The 2,578-nt window shown below is 51.9% G+C and carries 2 protein-coding genes; both read right to left on the bottom strand.

Features of this window, described 5'->3' with window-relative positions; all coding sequences use genetic code 11:
- On the bottom strand, positions 1-797 hold a 797-nt coding region (locus ACYC56_RS15015; RefSeq protein ID WP_461374978.1), incomplete at its 3' end, for an acetyl-CoA acetyltransferase.
- Between the two features lies 1 nt (position 798).
- Positions 799-2,256 (bottom strand): hydroxymethylglutaryl-CoA synthase family protein, encoded by a 1,458-nt coding sequence (locus ACYC56_RS15010; RefSeq protein ID WP_461374977.1) that lies wholly within the window; start codon positions 2,254-2,256, stop codon positions 799-801.
- Positions 2,257-2,578 lie beyond the last annotated feature (322 nt).

The raw sequence follows: 2,578 nt of genomic DNA, 5'->3' as shown, positions 1-2,578 counted from the left end.
TGGGCCCCGTCCCACTCGGTGTACATTTCCTCCTCTCCGGAACTGCAGACCACCTGAATGGCCTTAATCGTAACCAGGCCCTGATTTCTTTTCAGACTTCGGGCGATCTCCGGAGTAGTGACGATAGCCGCTGCCGACCCGTCACTCACCCCGCAACAATCAAAAAGTCCCAGAGGGTAAGCGATCATCGGTGCTCTTTTGGCCTGTTCTTCGCTGATGACATTTTTCAGGTGGGCCTTTGGATTGAGGGCCCCGTTGGCGTGGCTTTTCACCGAAACATGGGTGATGGCATCCTTGATTTTGTCCATGGGAATTCCCCATTTTGCGCTGTAGGCTGTTGCCAGTTGGGCAAACATCCCCGGTGCGGTCATATTGGCCATTTCCATCCGGGCTTGAACACCCCGGCCGGCCCCACCGGGCAGACCCCCGTAACCGGTATCTTTCAACTTCTCCACTCCGAGGGCCAAAACTATATTGTAGGCCCCGGAGGCTACGGCATAGGCCGCGGCCCTCAAGGCTTCGGTGGCCGTGGCACAATAATTATCGACCCGGGTCACCGGAATAAAAGGAAGTTTCAAGGCGATGGATAAAGGTAAGGCCGCCTTGCCTACGTTCACCTCGTCAAAATGGGTTCCTAAATAGGCGGCCTCTATCTCTTTTTTCTCAATGCCGGCATCGGCCAGACATTCCTTGAAGGCCTCTACCATCAAATCCTCGGCGCTGCTCTCCCAGCGTTCCCCGAATCGGGTGCAGCCCATACCCAGAATAGCCACTTTATCCCTAATTCCTTTAGCCATATTATTTCCCCTCCTTCATCGGGACTGCCTTCCAGAAGTATCCGGAAATATCCCGCTTCTTATCATAATATTTTCTTCTGAAACTGAATGACACCGGCCGACCGGTGGCCATGTCCTCCAGAGTACAATCGACAAAGTCGAAATAATACTTACCCCCTCCGTCAAATTTTACGGCCCCGTAAATAGCCGGAGGATTATAGGAGGCGGCCAGCATATCTCCGGTATAACTGACCACCCGCCCGGTCTTATCAGAGAAGAGATACTCTTCCATCTGATCCATAGCCCCGCACCGGGGATTGACACAGACCTGTTGGGCCGGGAATTGGGGGGTTCCGCATTTCAGACACCGGGAACCCCAGAGTCCTAAAACCTCCTTGCGTTTTCGCCACAGGGCGGTCCAGCGGGTCCAAAGATCCTCTTCGCTTCTCAAGCCCAGCTCCGCCGGAAGGATATCACGCCAGACCAGGTATTTCTCATAAACATCCAATTCCGCCCTATTGGCCAGGAAACCCGAAATACCCTGGCCGGACTTTCCCTTCCTGATATTTTCGGTCACCTCAAAAAATAGGGCATCACAGCCGCTGCCGAAACTCACAACCAGCAATCGATCCCCGGGCCTGGCTTCTTCCAAAGCAGCGGCCAGCATGACCAGGCTTTGGGCCGCTCCACAATGCCCAATTTTTTCCTGGAAATTATCCTGATCCATCTCGGAACTGATTCCAAGCATCTTGTTGAGTTTTTTACGCTCCGCTCCATAGTGGCAATCATAAATGATTTTGGAAAAATCCGTGCTCTTCAGTCCATATTTATCCAGAAGCCCCTTAACCGCCATGGGTATGAAATGATCATACCCCAAATCACGAATCCATCGATCCTCCCACTTCCGGTCGAATTGGGCAAAAGCCCCGCGGTAGTGATCGCCGAAATCATAGGTGATCGAATAAGACCCCTTAAACTCGGCCATCACCTCTTCGTTCCCGATGATAAATCCGGCGGCCCCATCACCGAAAATCATTTCTTCACCCGACGCCGGTTGTCCCAATCGGCAATCGGCGGCACAAACCATAACAGGGTTTGCTCCGCCGGCAGCGGCACTTTCCAAAGCGGCCAGGAGCGCCGTGGTTCCGGCTTTCAAACCGCCGGTAAAGTCGGCTGCCCGCACCTGATCATTGAGCCCCAAAGCCGCGGTGCAGATGCCGGCATTCAGACGCTCCTTATAAGGCATGGTGGTAGAAGCGAAATAGACCCCCTCAATCTTCGACCGATCCCAACCTGAAAGACTGTCTATCCCGGCAGCCACAGCCATGGTGATACTATCTTCATCAAAATTGGCAATAGCTTTTTCACCTTTCATATTCGAGGCCGTCGAGGGATCCATCCAGCCCATGGCCTGAAATATCTTTCGGCGATCCAGCCGATACCGAGGTACATATCCACCGTATGAGACGATTCCAATCATAATTTTTTTATCCTCCCAATTGTTAATTAGTATCCATCAGAAAACGAACCTCTTCCGAATGGGGTATTAAGCCATCAGCTTTTAGCTTTCAGCAAAACCCTTTATAAGGGGAGTCGGACTAAATGCTGACCGCCGACTGCTGAAAGCTATCCGGAAATCATGAATTTCTGGATGAAAATTAATTAAAAACCCCTTCATTTTCCAATTCCTCAAACTCCTCTTCGGAATAACCCAAATCAATAACGACTTCTCTCGTCTGCCCCCCCGACGGACCTCCGATAGAAGGAGGTTTTTGGGGGTCCTGAGAAAACTTGATCGGATG

The sequence above is a fragment of the Candidatus Aquicultor sp. genome (genome assembly GCF_054640775.1).
The sequence above is the reverse complement of the archived record's forward strand: the minus strand, read 5'-3'. Positions and strand labels throughout refer to the sequence as shown.